At 64.5% G+C, this 12,369-nt stretch carries 18 protein-coding genes; 11 read left to right on the forward strand and 7 right to left on the reverse strand.

The annotated features are described in order from the left end of the window. The first annotated feature begins 10 nt into the window (after positions 1-10). The 9 genes from KK137_RS13120 (at position 11) to KK137_RS13160 (ending at position 5,649) form a co-directional block, all read left to right on the forward strand. Positions 11-595, forward strand: a complete 585-nt coding sequence (locus KK137_RS13120; protein WP_214536965.1) for a Maf family protein — start codon at positions 11-13, stop codon at positions 593-595. Continuing rightward, the gene (locus KK137_RS13125; RefSeq protein ID WP_214536966.1) at positions 592-1,449 is read left to right on the forward strand and encodes a shikimate dehydrogenase family protein; all 858 of its coding nucleotides are present in this window, start codon (positions 592-594) and stop codon (positions 1,447-1,449) included. The genes KK137_RS13120 and KK137_RS13125 overlap by 4 nt, the downstream gene beginning before the upstream one ends. Beyond that, positions 1,446-2,036 carry a dephospho-CoA kinase gene (coaE, locus tag KK137_RS13130; RefSeq protein WP_214536967.1) on the forward strand — a complete coding sequence of 197 codons (591 nt, stop codon included), beginning with the start codon at positions 1,446-1,448 and terminating at the stop codon, positions 2,034-2,036. The genes KK137_RS13125 and coaE overlap by 4 nt, the downstream gene beginning before the upstream one ends. 47 nt (positions 2,037-2,083) lie before the next feature. Beyond that, the gene (gene dnaQ / locus KK137_RS13135) at positions 2,084-2,767 is read left to right on the forward strand and encodes a DNA polymerase III subunit epsilon (protein WP_214537526.1); all 684 of its coding nucleotides are present in this window, start codon (positions 2,084-2,086) and stop codon (positions 2,765-2,767) included. 57 nt (positions 2,768-2,824) lie between these two features. Then, positions 2,825-3,388, forward strand: a complete 564-nt coding sequence (gene hpf, locus KK137_RS13140; RefSeq protein WP_214536969.1) for a ribosome hibernation-promoting factor, HPF/YfiA family — start codon at positions 2,825-2,827, stop codon at positions 3,386-3,388. A 128-nt stretch (positions 3,389-3,516) separates the two neighbouring features. After that, positions 3,517-3,978: a PTS sugar transporter subunit IIA gene (locus KK137_RS13145; protein WP_214536970.1), complete on the forward strand. Its 462-nt coding sequence runs from the start codon at positions 3,517-3,519 to the stop codon at positions 3,976-3,978. Further along, positions 3,953-4,447 carry a PaaI family thioesterase gene (locus tag KK137_RS13150; RefSeq protein ID WP_214536972.1) on the forward strand — a complete coding sequence of 165 codons (495 nt, stop codon included), beginning with the start codon at positions 3,953-3,955 and terminating at the stop codon, positions 4,445-4,447. The genes KK137_RS13145 and KK137_RS13150 overlap by 26 nt, the downstream gene beginning before the upstream one ends. A gap of 4 nt (positions 4,448-4,451) precedes the next feature. Continuing rightward, positions 4,452-4,796, forward strand: coding sequence for a DUF1491 family protein (locus tag KK137_RS13155; RefSeq protein WP_214536974.1), 345 nt, complete (start codon positions 4,452-4,454; stop codon positions 4,794-4,796). 196 nt (positions 4,797-4,992) lie between these two features. Continuing rightward, positions 4,993-5,649 carry a cell wall hydrolase gene (locus KK137_RS13160; RefSeq protein ID WP_250893856.1) on the forward strand — a complete coding sequence of 219 codons (657 nt, stop codon included), beginning with the start codon at positions 4,993-4,995 and terminating at the stop codon, positions 5,647-5,649. Between the two features lie 9 nt (positions 5,650-5,658). On the opposite strand, the gene xth is transcribed toward KK137_RS13160, so the two are convergent. From xth to KK137_RS13175, 3 genes are all read right to left on the reverse strand, one after another. Further along, entirely contained in the window at positions 5,659-6,432 is a 774-nt protein-coding gene (gene xth, locus KK137_RS13165) for an exodeoxyribonuclease III (protein WP_214536976.1), read from the reverse strand. A gap of 83 nt (positions 6,433-6,515) precedes the next feature. Then, positions 6,516-6,845 (reverse strand): HesB/IscA family protein, encoded by a 330-nt coding sequence (locus tag KK137_RS13170; RefSeq protein ID WP_214536977.1) that lies wholly within the window; start codon positions 6,843-6,845, stop codon positions 6,516-6,518. Positions 6,846-6,876: 31 nt separating this feature from the next. After that, entirely contained in the window at positions 6,877-7,305 is a 429-nt protein-coding gene (locus tag KK137_RS13175) for a CBS domain-containing protein (RefSeq protein ID WP_214536979.1), read from the reverse strand. Positions 7,306-7,411: 106 nt separating this feature from the next. Between KK137_RS13175 and KK137_RS13180 the strand changes: the two genes are divergently transcribed. Beyond that, entirely contained in the window at positions 7,412-7,717 is a 306-nt protein-coding gene (locus KK137_RS13180) for a hypothetical protein (protein ID WP_214536980.1), read from the forward strand. On the opposite strand, the gene KK137_RS13185 is transcribed toward KK137_RS13180, so the two are convergent. Genes KK137_RS13185 through KK137_RS13200 form a run of 4 tightly spaced genes read right to left on the reverse strand, consistent with a single transcriptional unit; the run spans position 7,693 to position 10,650 of the window. Continuing rightward, entirely contained in the window at positions 7,693-8,067 is a 375-nt protein-coding gene (locus tag KK137_RS13185) for a (2Fe-2S) ferredoxin domain-containing protein (protein WP_214536982.1), read from the reverse strand. The genes KK137_RS13180 and KK137_RS13185 overlap by 25 nt on opposite strands. A gap of 40 nt (positions 8,068-8,107) precedes the next feature. Further along, on the reverse strand, positions 8,108-8,578 hold the full coding sequence (locus KK137_RS13190) for a DUF2497 domain-containing protein (RefSeq protein ID WP_214536984.1): 471 nt from the start codon (positions 8,576-8,578) through the stop codon (positions 8,108-8,110). A 10-nt stretch (positions 8,579-8,588) separates the two neighbouring features. Then, on the reverse strand, positions 8,589-10,043 hold the full coding sequence (locus KK137_RS13195; RefSeq protein WP_214536986.1) for a TolC family outer membrane protein: 1,455 nt from the start codon (positions 10,041-10,043) through the stop codon (positions 8,589-8,591). A 1-nt stretch (position 10,044) separates the two neighbouring features. After that, positions 10,045-10,650: a protein-L-isoaspartate O-methyltransferase family protein gene (locus KK137_RS13200; protein ID WP_338028082.1), complete on the reverse strand. Its 606-nt coding sequence runs from the start codon at positions 10,648-10,650 to the stop codon at positions 10,045-10,047. Between the two features lie 181 nt (positions 10,651-10,831). Here KK137_RS13200 and KK137_RS13205 point away from each other — a divergent pair, with 181 nt between their 5' ends. Then, on the forward strand, positions 10,832-12,358 hold the full coding sequence (locus KK137_RS13205; protein WP_214536988.1) for a fumarate hydratase: 1,527 nt from the start codon (positions 10,832-10,834) through the stop codon (positions 12,356-12,358). Positions 12,359-12,369 lie beyond the last annotated feature (11 nt).

Genomic DNA, 12,369 nt, shown 5'->3' on the forward strand with positions numbered 1-12,369 from the left:
TTGGGTTGATATGACAGGAATAATTCTTGCTTCGAAAAGTGCGTCGCGCCGGGCGATGTTGGGCGCCGCAGGCGTCGAGTTCGAAGTGCGGCCCGCCGCGATCGACGAGCGCTCGCTCGAAGCCGGAATGGAACTCGCGGGCGGGGACGAAATTGCGCTGGCCCTGGCGGAAGCCAAGGCGCTGTCCGTCGAAGGGAACGGCCGGCCTGTCCTCGGTAGCGATTCCGTCCTCACCGTGGAGGGGCGGCGGTTCAGCAAGCCAACAAGCCGGGCGCAGGCGGCCGAGCATTTACGGTTCTTCTCGGGGCGCACGATGCAGCTCCATTCGGCAGCGGCGCTCGCGATCAGCAATGTGATCGTATGGCGCCATGTCTCGGTAGCCACGCTCAAGGTGCGCGAGCTGTCGGAGGATTTCATCGATCGGTACCTCGGCGCCGAATGGCCGGAAGTCGGCCAGTGCGTCGGGGTGTTCCGTATCGAGGCGCTCGGCGTGCAGCTCTTCGAGAGTATCGAGGGCGACCATTTCACCGTTCTCGGGATGCCGCTCCTGCCGGTTCTCGGCGCCTTGAGGGAGATGGCGGAACTGCCGGCGTGACTCGCGCTTACGCCGAGGTGATCGGCGATCCGATCGCCCAATCGAAGTCGCCGGCGATTCATGGTTTCTGGCTCGGCAAGCTCGGGATCGATGCCGAATATCGCGCGTGTCACGTTCGCCCGGACGAAGTGCCTTCCTACCTCGGTGAGCGGCGCAGCGATCCCGCCTGGCGCGGGTGCAACGTCACCATGCCTCACAAGCAGGCCGTGATGCCGCACCTCGACCGGCTCGATCCCTTGGCCGCGCGGATCGGCGCGGTGAACACGATCGTGCATGAGGCCGACGGTACCCTGACCGGTTACAATACCGACGCCCCAGGCTTTCTCGAGCCGCTGCGTCCGCTGCTCGGTCGCGAGCATTTGTTCCGCATGGCGCGAGTGCTGGGCACCGGCGGTGCGGCGCGGGCGATCATCGCGGCCCTGGCCGCGGAAAATATCGTGATCGTGCTTGCCGGACGCGATCCAGCCAAGGCCCGCGCCCTTCTCGACGAGCTCGACCCGGGCGGGGAGCACCATGCGGTCGATATCGCCCACTTCGCCGAGCCGACCGACTTCGCGTTCGACGACCGTGCCGGGTGCTTCGACGTCATCGTCAACGCCAGTCCCCTGGGCATGGCCGGCCAACCGCCGCTGGCTTTCGACTTCAGCCACGCTCCGCCGGGCAGCATCGTCTACGACATCGTGACTCATCCGGCCGATACTCCGCTGCTTCAACAGGCGCGCGCCGCCGGGTTCCGCACCGTCGATGGACTCGCGATGCTCATCGGCCAGGCAGCAGAAGCGTTCGAGAAGTTCTTTAGCGCATCCCCGCCGCGCGATGCCGATCGCGAGCTGCGAGCCGTACTCGCCGCATGACCCGGCCGTTCATCCTCGGGCTCACCGGCTCGATCGGGATGGGCAAGTCGACAGTCGCCGCGATGTTCGCGGAATTGGGCGTCCCGGTGTTCGATGCCGATGCCGTCGTACGCCGCCTGCAGGGCCCTGGCGGGTCGCTTGTAGGGCCTATCGAAGCCGCGTTCCCCGGCACGACGGGACCCGACGGCATCAACCGTGAGGCTCTTGGCAAAGAGGTCTTCGGCAATCCCGCCGCCCTCGCCCGGCTTGAGGCCATCGTCCATCCCGCGGTGCGCGAGGCGCGCAGGCAATTCCTCCTCGAACATGCCGGACAGCCGCTGGTGGTGTTCGATATTCCCCTGTTGTTCGAGAAGGGGGGGGTCGAGGAGGTCGATGCGGTGGCCGTGGTCTCCGCTCCGCCCGAGGTTCAGCGCGCACGGGTCCTGGCCCGGCCGGGAATGAGCGCCGAACGGTTCGCCACCATCCTGACGCTGCAAATGCCTGACGCAGAAAAGCGATCGCGCGCCGATTACGTTATCGACACAGGGCCTGCTCTCGATGTGACGCGCGCCGCGGTCGCCCGGCTGGTGGACAAGCTCTCCGGTTGATCCTCGTGCCCCTTGTCAGGGGCAAGTCCGCACCCGATAAGTCGGCCATGCGCGAGATCGTGTTCGATACCGAAACCACCGGGCTCGACCCCCAAAGCGGCGACCGGATGGTGGAGATCGGCTGTATCGAGCTCGTGAACCGCGTGGCGACCGGCCGCACCTTCCACGCCTACTTCAATCCCGACCGGACGATGCCGCTCGCGGCCGAGCAGGTGCACGGGCTGTCGGACTCGTTCCTGGCCGACAAGAAGCGCTTTCGCGAACATGCCGAGGACTTGCTGGAGTTCCTCGGCGATTCGCCGCTGGTGGCGCACAACGCCCAGTTCGACTTCGGCTTCCTCAATTACGAGCTTGGCGTTTGCGGCCATCCCGACGTGGGACTGGATCGGATGATCGACACGCTCGCGATTGCCCGCCGCCGGCATCCCGGGGCCAAGCATTCGCTCGACGCCTTGTGCGCCCGCTATGGCGTCGACCGCAGTCATCGCGTGCTGCACGGGGCGCTGCTCGACGCCGAACTCCTCGCGCAAGTCTACGTCGAACTGACGGGCGGCCGGCAGATCGGCCTGGCCCTCGCGGCGGAGATCAGTAGCGCCACTGTCGAGGTCACCGCATTTCGTCCGCGCAAGCGCGAATTCCGCCCGGCACGACCCCATTCTGCGAGTTCCGCGGAGCTCGCCCGGCACAAAGCTTTCCTGGAATCGTTTGACTCAGTGGGCTGGACGGGTTGATTCTAGAGTCGCCTCATTGTCCGGCCAGGTACGAAAACCAGTAGGAGTTCCTCACTCATGGACATTCGAGTGTCCGGCCACCAGATGGATACCGGCTCGGCTCTTCAGGATCACGCTTCGGATCGACTCGTCGCGATCAGCCAGAAGTACTTCGATCGCGCACTTTCCTCGACGGTCACTTTCGGAAAGGCACCCGCCGGGGCCTTCGCCTGCGACATTGTGCTTCACGCCAACCAGGGCCTTATTCTCAAAAGCCACGGACAGGCGCAGGACGCGCACCTGGCTTTCGACCAGGCGGCGGAAAAAGTCGAAAAGCAGCTTCGCCGCTATAAGCGGCGCCTGAAGGACCGCCATGAGCAAGCTATCCACGCTGCTCTGGCAGAAGAGGCGGCTTACACGATTTTCGCTGCTGAAGAACCGGAAGCGGAGGAAGTAACGGACGCACCACCGGTCATCGCGGAAACTCGGGTTGATATACCTGAAGTCAGCGTTTCCGACGCCGTCATGCTTCTCGATTTGAGACACACCAACGCGCTCTTCTTCAAAAATGCTGGAACAGGGCGCCATAATATGGTGTACCGCCGGAATGATGGGTCGATCGGTTGGGTCGAGCCCTCCTGAACCCGGCCTATGACTTAGGAAAGGCCGACGACGCTGCCCTATTTCTTCTTGAAATCAAGTGGATACGCGCGGGCTGACAACCCGCGCATAGCGGCGCGAATCAGAATGTGAACCAGAGAAGCCGAGACATGAGTCCCTTGTTTTCGATCAAGCCCGAAGCGATCGCCTTCGTCGATGCTGCCGATAAGCAGTCGATCCTTGAGCAACTGAGTGCCGTTTTTGCTCGCAGCTGGGGTCTCGACGCCGGCCAAGTGCTCGAACAGCTCGACGAGCGCGAAAAGCTCGGTAGCACCGGCTTTGGTCGCGGCGTGGCGATTCCGCACGCCCGATTTCCAGGCGTCACACGTCCCGTGGCGGCGTTGTTGAAGCTTCGTCACCCGGCCGATTTCGCTTCGGCTGACGGCCTGCCTGTCGATCTCGTCATCGGCTTGCTCTCGCCCGAGAACAGCGGCGCGACGCACCTTCACGCCCTCGCCGCGATCTCGCGCCTGATGCGGGATGAGCGCGTCCATGAAGCCCTGAGCGATGCGCCCGACGAGGAAGCGCTCTATGGCTTGTTGACCAATGCCACGGACCGCGACGCCGCCTGACGTGCCCGACATAGCCGGAGCCAGCGGCGCCGACGTCCATTATCGCGCGCTCGAATCCCTTTACGCCGCCGCGCCGGTGAACCGGTTGTTCGAATCCCGGCTCGAGATCCTCGGCGAAGGTCATTCGCGAATCCGCTTCACCGTCGACGAGCGGCACTTCCACGCGGCTGGCGCGGCGCATGGCACGATCTACTTCAAGATGCTCGACGACGCGGCCTTCTACGCCGCGAATTCCATGGTCACCGACCGGTTCCTGCTGACCACGGGCTTCAATCTGCTCTTCACCAAACCGGTCCGTGGCGGAGAAGTTATTGCCGAAGGCCGCTGGGTCAGCGGGCGCCGGCGCGTGTTCATTGCCGATTCCCACCTCCTCGATGCAGAGGGTGAAGAGATCGGCCGCGGCACCGGCACCTTCATGCGATCCCACATTCCGCTGTCGAGCCTGCCCGGATATCGGGCCGAAAGGTGATTCGATGGAAGCCCGGCTTCCCGCCCATATCGAAGTTTCCGGGCTGATTCGCTCCGTCGAGGCGGCGGGCGGCTTTGCGACCGTTATCGCAAGGGGTGAACGTGACGCGGGCACCTTGCTTGTCATTTGTTGCGCCAACGGCTCTCCGGCTAAAGCATACGAACGTATGCCGCTGCCGGACGGAACTCGGGCCTGGACGCTCACGCGCACTCAAGCCCCTGAAACTCCCCAGGAATTCTGGGATTATTGTGATCGGCGCAAGCAGCAGGACGGCGATCTCTGGATTGTGGAACTGGACATCGCGGATGGAGAACGGTTCATCGCTTTGGCCGGATCCGCACGTTGCTGACGTGGCGCGATTGGCTATCTGACCCCCGACTTCCCATAGCGTAGGCGGTTAAGCGCACGGCACAATGCCGGGCGAACCAGCGCGCAGACGGGGAGTGGCCGGCAGGCTGCTGATGGTTCGCGGAGTTACGGGTCGTTTCGTAATCGCGTTCCACGAGCCTGTGTCGGGACACTCACCGCCTTAAGTTCTGATTTCAATGTCGAAGACTTTTGGGGCCGGAGCCATGCTCACGGCCATTGCCGGCTTTGTTGCCATGTTTGGCGCCGGCAGCACGGGGGCCTGGGCCCAGGAAGAAGCTCTTCCAATCCAGGAAGCAGTCGCCGTCGTGGCCGAAGCGCCCGCGGCCGACGAACCGCGGTTCGTCGCAAGCGAAGCGGTTCAGCCGCTCGATGTTCAGGAATTCGGTGAAGAGGCCGCTGCGCGTTATCGCCAGGCCACCTCGCTCCAGGAGCTCGTCGGCGACATGCCGATCGATGCCGAACTGTCCGCCGATATGAAGTGCCTCGCGGAGGCCGTCTATTTCGAAGCCCGTGGCGAGCCGCTTGACGGCCAGTTGGCCGTCGCCAAAGTAGTCATCAACCGTTCGACGTCAGGCCTTTACCCGAGCGACTATTGCTCGGTCGTAACCCAGCGCGCGCAATTCTCGTTCGTGAGGGGTGGTCGCATTCCCCGGGCCGACGAAGGATCCGCTGCGTGGCGCCGGGCCTTGGCGGTCGCACAGATCGCTCACCAGGACCTGTGGAGCTGCCCCGCCGACGACGCGATGTATTTCCATGCTACTTACGTGAAGCCAGGCTGGGCCAGCCGCAAGCGGCAGCTCGCGCGCATCGACACGCATATCTTCTATCGTTGATTTCGGGGATTAGTCCCTGATTTCGACCCAGACCGGCGCGTGGTCGCTGGCCTTTTCGCGCCCGCGATAGGCCTTGTCCACGCCCGCCGCGGTCATCCTGTCCGCCGCTTGCGGTGACAGCAGCAGGTGGTCGATGCGGAACCCATGGTCGCGTTGCCAGGCGCCGGCCTGGTAGTCCCAGAAGGTCCACACCCCGCCCTGCGGATTGAGCGTGTCGATCGCGTCGGTCCACCCGTCATGAAGAAGTCGGGCGTAAGCATCGCGTGAGGCGGGCTGCATCAGCGCGTCATTGGCCATGGCCCGCACCGAGAACACGTCCTTGTCTTCGGGAATGACGTTGAAATCGCCCACCACCACGACCGGCGCCTCACTTTCGAGCAATTCGGCAAGACGCGTGCGCAGTCGCTCCATCCAGGCGATCTTGTAATCAAACTTGGGGCCGGGCTGCGGATTGCCGTTGGGCAGGTAAAGATTGACCACCCTTACCCCGTGCACCTCCGCCTCGATGAAACGGGCCTGCTCGTCCTCCGGATCCCCGGGAAGCCCGCGCCCGCTTTCGACCGGCTCGACACCGTCGGCCAGGATGGCGACGCCGTTGAAGCCCTTCTGCCCGTGGCAGATCGCGTGATAGCCGATCTTCTCGAACTCTTCGAAAGGGAAGCCCTCTTCCTGGCTCTTCACTTCCTGAAGGCAAGCGACGGCAGGGCGGGTCTCCTCAAGCCATTCAAGCAGGCGAGGCAGGCGCGCTTTGACGCCGTTGATGTTGAAGCTGGCTATCCGCACGAGGCCACCATTATGGTGTCTGTTCAGACTTGGCTAGCGCCAAGCCCGCAGGCTTCGCCTTCGGTGCGAACCGAATAGCGCCCCTAGATTCCGAAACTGGAGCCGCAGCCGCAGCCGGCGGCCGCGTTCGGATTTTCAACTTTGAACGCCGCTCCGCCGAGCGATTCGACAAAGTCGACCACGCTGCCCGCCACGAGTTCCAGGCTCACCGGATCGACCACCAGCTTCACGCCCTCGGTTTCGCTGATCAGGTCTTCAGCGTCTGTTCCATCGGCCAAGTCGAACTTGTACTGGAAGCCTGAGCAGCCCCCTCCCTCGACCGAAAGGCGCAAAATGGCCTCTCGGCCTTGCTTGCGGGCGATGGCGCCGACGCGGTTCGCGGCGGCTGGAGTGAGAGTGAGAGCCTGGGCCATGGCAGGCATGTAGGGGTCCGCCCTCCCCGGCTCAAGCAGTACGAATGTAATCGCGCATGGCATTGGCCTCGCTTTCGACGAGCTCAAGGCGATATTTCACCAGGTCGCCGATCGAAATGAAGGCCGCCAGCCGGTCTCCGTCGAGGACCGGCAAGTGACGGATGCGACGCAAGGTCATGACTTCCAGCGCGTCGAGAACATCGGTTGTTGGTTCTGCCGCGATCGGCGGGGCGGTCATCACATCCGCCACCTTCAGGTCAAGCGCGGCCGCGCCGTGCCTGGCGATGCAGTAGAGCAGGTCCCGTTCGGAAAAAATCCCGTCGACCTGTCCGCCCGTGACGACGGGCATGGCGCCGATCCGGTTCTCCGCCAGCCGCTCGGCCGCCGCGCGCACGGTTTCCTCGGGTGAGCATTCGATGATCTGCTGGTTACGTCCGGCGATCACTCGGGCGATAGTCATGGCGACTCTCCCTTCTTGGAGGGGTAACATGACATGAAACAAGGGCTTGGCCAAATCGCAGAGCTCTTGCGTTGCCAAGCCGTGGCCCAAGGGCCATGTGATCGGCATGACCAAGCGTTCTCCGCTCGATGACCCCAGCACATCTGCTCACGCGTGGGCGCGGTACAAACGTCTGATGAAGTGGATGTTCGCCTTCACTTTGGCCGTGGTGGTGGTGGCGCTGGTCTGGGTCTACCTGACGGCAGGGATGCCTTCGATCCACCTCTTCATCGCCACCGCGCTTGGCGTAGGACTGGCGGTGCTGCTTATGTCGGCCCTCATGGGCCTCGTGTTCCTGTCGAGCGGAACCGGGCACGATGAATCGATCTCGGAGGTCGAGGACCGCGATCAGGCGGATGGGCGCAAGCGGTAGTCTTCGACGGGCACTCCGTCGATCAGGTGCTCCTGGATAATGCGTTCGAGCACCGGTTCGGTGCATGAATGGTACCAGACCCCGTCAGGCCAGACGACCGCAATGGGCCCCGCCTCGCAGATCTGCAGGCAGTCGGCCTTGGTCCGCTGGACGCCTCCTGCCCCGACTAGCCCGAGCTCGCGCAAACGCCGCTTGAGATAGTTCCACGAAGCCTCGCCCACCTCGCGCCGGCAGCAGGCCTGCTTTTCCGACATCGCGCAAAGAAAGATCTGGCGCTTGATGGCGTCGCCGCCAATCGCCGCGAGCGCGCGTTTGGCCTGGGCCAGATTGGCGGGTGGGTTGTCAGTCATGGAGAAAACGTTCGGCGCGTGCCTGGGATGGCACGGGCGATCAGCCCTTCTTGCCGGCGATCCGCGCGATCTCTGCCTTCACCAGTCGTTCGACCATGTCCGGCAGGTTGCGTTCGAGCCATTCGGCCAACATGGGGCGCAGCAAGTCGCGGGTCAGCCCCTCGAGCGAGGTCTCACCCGAACGGACGATCTGCGGTGGGACGCCCGGTTCCGAGATCAAGGCCAGGGCTTCGAGCGATTCCCGCATCGAGCGCGCGGTGCCTTCGGTCATGAGCCGCTCGGCGTCCGGAGTAGCGGGCTTCGCGGGGCTGGCCAACTCGACGGCTGCGCCCAGTTCGAGAATCTCTTCCTCGGCTTCGTAGGCTTCCCCGGGTTGGGCCGGCGTCAGGGCGATACCGGCACTTTCCCGCCGGCGGCGCTCAGCCTGAAGCGCTTCGCGATTGTCGCGCGCAATCACCTTCTTGATGGAAGCGAGAATCTCTTCGACCGAGGGTTCGCCTTCGTGCCGCATACCTGCCCCGTTATTCGACCGCTTGCTGGGGCGGAATCTCCGCGTCCTGGGCGGGGATGTCAACGGTCCGGGTCGACTGAGTCACCGGTGCCGGATCGTCGCTCCAATCCCAGGCCTTGCGGCGGACGCGTTCGTAGTTGACCGTCGGATCGTAGAGCGTGCCCAGTTCGTCGAGACCCAGGTCGCGCGCTTCGGCGCGGCCCATGGCGGCCAGCAGGGTGAAGCCGGCGACGTAAGCGTTGCGCCGCGCGGTCACGAGCTGAACCTGGGCGCGCAGGTGTTCCTGCTGTGCGTCCAAGATGTCGAGGATGGTGCGGTTGCCTACGGTATTCTCCGCCCGCACGCCTTCCAGGCTCAGCGCGGCGGCTTCAACTGCCGTCTGGCTCGAGGCGATAATCTCGTTCGCCGCGCGCCAGCTGGAATAGGCGGCGCGCACCTGGGCGATCAAGTCACGCTCGGTCGCCACGATGTTCTCGAGCGCGACCGATTCGCGTGCTTGGGCCTGCCTGCGCAGCGCGGCGGGGCGGCCTCCCTGGTAAAGCGGCACCGTGGCACGCACGCCAACCGAAGCGCCACTGTTCGAGTTGGGCGTCAGGCCCTGCAAGGCTTCGGGCAACGAGTTGAGGAAGTTCGAGTAGTCCGCACCTGCGTTGACACTGAGGGTCGGCAAGCGCGACGCGCTGGCAACCCGCACGTCGAAGCCGGCGGCCTTGGCGCGCTCCATGGCCGCGAGCAGGTCGGGATTGTTCTGCAAGGCCACGTCGACCGCGTCGTCCGGAGTCGCCGGCAAGCCCGGCAGCGGCGGAGGCGGCTGAAGGTCCGTGGGCGCCTCCCCGACCAGAGCGATATAGTTTTCGCGAGCCCGGATCAGGTTCGCGCGCGAGGCTTCCAGGTCGCCTCGAGCCAGTGAGAGGCGCGATTGCGACTGGGCGACGTCGGTGCGAGTAAGATCGCCGATTTCGAAACGGTCGCTGGTCGCCTGCAGGTTGACGTTGAGCACCTCGACGTTGTTGGCGGCGAGGCCGACCAGCGCTTCGTTCTGAACCACGTCCATGTACGCAGCAACGACCTGACTGAAGACCTGGCTTTCAGTGCCCCGCAAGTCGGCCTGCCCCGCGACGACGCGGGTTTCCGCTGCGCGGATGCCGTTCTTGACCCCACCACCGGCGTAGATCGGCACGCCCAGCGTGACAGAGGCAGTCGCCTGGCGCTGGGCACTGGCGATGTCACTGCTGTCATAGGGGAATTCATTGATGCCGCCGCTCGCGCTCAGCGAGGGAAGCGAATCGGCCCGTTCGATCGGCACGTTCTCGTCCGTCGCGCGCTGGTTGGCGCGCGCTGCTTCGAGCGAGGGATTCGATTCGTAGGCTTTGGCCAAAGCTTCCTTGAGCGTCTCCGCCTGCGCGGGAAGTGCCGCCAGGCAAACGCCGATCGCCAGGAGGGAGCGAAAAGCCTTCACTCCCATCTCAGAAACGCCAGCCCTTTGGCGCCGCGAATTCCGGCAGGGACGGGATGCCGAGCTCGGCAAGCGGGAAAAGCGCGACTTCGCCGGCCGCCTTGCGGCCGATGGCGAGGCGGGAAATGCCGTTCTGGACCAGTCCGGTAACAACGCGGGCTCCTTCGCCAAGGCGGCCGACCAGCGAGTCGGGTAGCTGTTCGATCGCTCCGTCGACGAGGAGAAGCGTGAAATCGCCGGCTTTGCGGGTCTTGGCGGTGGCTTCGCCAGGCGAAAGCACCTCGAGCGAGCCGACCAACGGCCGGACCAGCTCTGCCAGGTAGCCGCTGCCGCAATCGACCAGCAGCGCCTTGTCGTTCTGGCTGGGTTGCGCTTCCTGCAGCATCATGCCCTGCACCACCGGCGCGGCGAGCTGATGCGTGCTGTCGATCGCGATGGCGCGATCGATATAGGCGTAACTGCTGGCGGCGGGCGGAACAAACCGTTCACGGGCGACTTCGCCCATGCGGCGCAGCGCCCATTCGGCGTTGACGCCGCTCGTGCGCAGCTGGCTTTCGACCATTGCCCGGCGGGCTGCCTCATGTCCGGCTAGCGGCCGGTCCTCCACGATCGTCACGTCACAAGTCCATAAAAACAGGGTTGGCGGAGCCTTAGGGCCTGCGACCCGTCGCCGCAATGCTTGGTATTGTAGCATTTAGTCGCCGACAGCCCTTCGTCATTCGGCATCGTGCCAAGCGCTTTGACCTGCGGGCGGGTGCGCGCCTATGGGGCCATCGACCAGAAGGAGTACTGTTTCGATGAACGGCATGGTCGCCATTCGCGAGGAAGACCTGATCGAAAGCGTCGCCGACGCGTTGCAGTATATCTCGTTCTATCACCCGATGGACTACATCCGCGCGCTGGGTGAGGCGTACGAGGCGGAACAGGGCCCGGCGGCAAAGGACGCGATCGCACAGATCCTCACCAACAGCCGCATGTGTGCCGAAGGGCACCGCCCGATTTGCCAGGACACCGGCATCGTCAACGTGTTCGTGAAATGGGGGCAGGATTGCCGGCTCGAGTCTTCGCGCTCGCTGCAGGACGTGGTCGATGAAGGTGTGCGCCGCGCCTACAACAATCCCGAGAACAAGCTGCGGGCCTCGGTCCTCGCCGATCCCGCGTTCACTCGCCGCAACACGCGCGACAATACGCCGTGCGTGCTGTCGGTCGAAATGGTGCCCGGCAACACGGTAACGGTCGACGTCGCCGCCAAGGGCGGTGGCAGCGAGAACAAGTCCAAGTTCAAGATGATGAACCCGAGCGACAACATCGTCGACTGGGTCCTCGAGATGGTCCCGCAGATGGGCGCCGGGTGGTGTCCGCCCGGCATGCTCGGTATCGGCATTGGCGGGACGGCCGAGCATGCGGTCAAGCTCGCCAAGATGAGCCTGATGGATCCGATCGATATGGGTCAGCTCAAGGCGCGCGGGCCGCAGACCGACATCGAGCGGCTGCGGGTCGAGATCTTCGACAAGGTCAACGCGCTCGGCATCGGCGCGCAAGGGCTGGGAGGCCTGGCGACGGTCCTCGACGTCAAAATCTTCGACTGGCCGTGCCACGCCGCGGGCAAGCCGGTGGCGATGATTCCCAACTGCGCCGCCACGCGCCACGCGCATTTCACGCTCGACGGTTCGGGGCCGAGCTACCTGCCGGTGCCGGACCTCGAACAGTGGCCCAAGGTCCAATGGCAGCCCGACAGCGCGGCCAGGAGAGTCGACCTCGACAAGCTGACGGCCGAGGAAGTGCGGAGCTGGAAGGCGGGCGATCGCCTGCTTCTCAACGGCGCTATGCTCACCGGCCGGGACGCGGCGCACAAGCGCATACAGGACATGCTGTCCAGGGGTGAGGAACTGCCGGTCAGCTTCAAGGGGCGGGCGATCTACTACGTCGGCCCTGTCGACCCGGTGATGGGAGAGGTCGTCGGCCCTGCCGGTCCAACCACCGCCACGCGGATGGACAAGTTCACCGACATGATGCTCGACCTCGGACTGCTGGCGATGATCGGCAAGGCCGAGCGCGGGCAAGGCGCGGTGCAGGAGATCGCCAAGCACAAGGTCGCCTACCTTATGGCTGTCGGCGGGGCGGCCTATCTCGTCGCCCGCGCCATCAAGCAGGCCAAGGTGGTGGGTTTCGAGGACCTCGGGATGGAGGCGATCTACGAATTCACCGTGCAGGACATGCCGGTGACGGTGGCCGTCGACAGCGAGGGAAGCAACGTTCACACGCTCGCGCCGCTCCACTGGCGCGACAAGATCGCCAGCGAAGGGCTGCTCGAAGGCGCCTGACGAACCTCAAG

Origin of the sequence: Croceibacterium selenioxidans, from assembly GCF_018599195.1 — a bacterium.
Classification (GTDB): Bacteria; Pseudomonadota; Alphaproteobacteria; order Sphingomonadales; family Sphingomonadaceae; genus Croceibacterium_A; species Croceibacterium_A selenioxidans.

Excerpts from the sequence above, each read along its gene's own strand:
- KK137_RS13120 (WP_214536965.1), top strand. The coding sequence starts at position 11 with ATGACAGGAATAATTCTTGCTTCGAAAAGTGCGTCGCGCCGGGCGATG.
- coaE (WP_214536967.1), top strand. The coding sequence starts at position 1,446 with ATGACCCGGCCGTTCATCCTCGGGCTCACCGGCTCGATCGGGATGGGC.
- dnaQ (WP_214537526.1), top strand. The coding sequence starts at position 2,084 with ATGCGCGAGATCGTGTTCGATACCGAAACCACCGGGCTCGACCCCCAA.
- hpf (WP_214536969.1), top strand. The coding sequence starts at position 2,825 with ATGGACATTCGAGTGTCCGGCCACCAGATGGATACCGGCTCGGCTCTT.
- KK137_RS13145 (WP_214536970.1), top strand. The coding sequence starts at position 3,517 with ATGAGTCCCTTGTTTTCGATCAAGCCCGAAGCGATCGCCTTCGTCGAT.
- KK137_RS13150 (WP_214536972.1), top strand. The coding sequence starts at position 3,953 with ATGCCACGGACCGCGACGCCGCCTGACGTGCCCGACATAGCCGGAGCC.
- KK137_RS13155 (WP_214536974.1), top strand. The coding sequence starts at position 4,452 with ATGGAAGCCCGGCTTCCCGCCCATATCGAAGTTTCCGGGCTGATTCGC.
- KK137_RS13160 (WP_250893856.1), top strand. The coding sequence starts at position 4,993 with ATGTCGAAGACTTTTGGGGCCGGAGCCATGCTCACGGCCATTGCCGGC.
- KK137_RS13170 (WP_214536977.1), bottom strand. The coding sequence starts at position 6,845 with ATGGCCCAGGCTCTCACTCTCACTCCAGCCGCCGCGAACCGCGTCGGC.
- KK137_RS13175 (WP_214536979.1), bottom strand. The coding sequence starts at position 7,305 with ATGACTATCGCCCGAGTGATCGCCGGACGTAACCAGCAGATCATCGAA.
- KK137_RS13180 (WP_214536980.1), top strand. The coding sequence starts at position 7,412 with ATGACCAAGCGTTCTCCGCTCGATGACCCCAGCACATCTGCTCACGCG.
- KK137_RS13185 (WP_214536982.1), bottom strand. The coding sequence starts at position 8,067 with ATGACTGACAACCCACCCGCCAATCTGGCCCAGGCCAAACGCGCGCTC.
- KK137_RS13190 (WP_214536984.1), bottom strand. The coding sequence starts at position 8,578 with ATGCGGCACGAAGGCGAACCCTCGGTCGAAGAGATTCTCGCTTCCATC.
- KK137_RS13195 (WP_214536986.1), bottom strand. The coding sequence starts at position 10,043 with ATGGGAGTGAAGGCTTTTCGCTCCCTCCTGGCGATCGGCGTTTGCCTG.
- KK137_RS13205 (WP_214536988.1), top strand. The coding sequence starts at position 10,832 with ATGAACGGCATGGTCGCCATTCGCGAGGAAGACCTGATCGAAAGCGTC.